The organism is Vibrio sp. 1641 (assembly GCF_033339995.1).
Taxonomy (GTDB): domain Bacteria; phylum Pseudomonadota; class Gammaproteobacteria; order Enterobacterales; family Vibrionaceae; genus Vibrio; species Vibrio alginolyticus.
The window spans coordinates 1-527 of sequence record NZ_JAWOVP010000487.1 but is presented as its reverse complement, the minus strand read 5'-3'; the positions used below and the strand labels follow the sequence as shown (position 1 = coordinate 527).

1 protein-coding gene is annotated in these 527 nt (G+C 49.3%); it reads right to left on the bottom strand.

Features of this window, described 5'->3' with window-relative positions:
- Positions 1-527, bottom strand: a 527-nt coding sequence (locus tag R7Z47_RS26715) for a RibD family protein (RefSeq protein WP_318131007.1), incomplete at both ends; no start/stop codon positions are given.

The following is a 527-nucleotide window of genomic DNA, read 5'->3' as shown; positions in this document are numbered from 1 at the left end:
CCATTCGCACATCAGTAATATTTAAATCGATGACCTGCGCCATCTCCGTCAATCCCAGCGCGCCAATTAAACCACGTCCATCGCTTCCCATTAGTTTCGGAGCGAGATAGACAATCAACTCATCTACAAGGTTAGCTTTGATTAGAGAACTCGCGAGCGTCGCGCCAGCTTCCACCCATAAATGGTTGATATTATGCTGAGTCGCGACCGCTTTTAGGGTGGCAGCTAAATCAATTTTTCCGCTTTGGTCGAGTTGTGGGCAAACATCGCCTTCGCTGCTGACAATAATTCGCTCACCTTCGGTACTGAACAGTTTAAGGTCATCACTCAGTTTCTGTTGACGGTCGAGTATTACCCTGGCTGGTTGGCGAACTTCCGTCAGCTCATAGTGCGCTTGAACACTCTGCGGCAAATCATCCCAACGAACGTTGAGAGAAGCGTTATCATCCATCACTGTTTTGCTTGTAGACAGAATGCCACCGCTTTGCGCTCGATAACACTGCACGTCTTGGCGAGCCTGTGGGGAG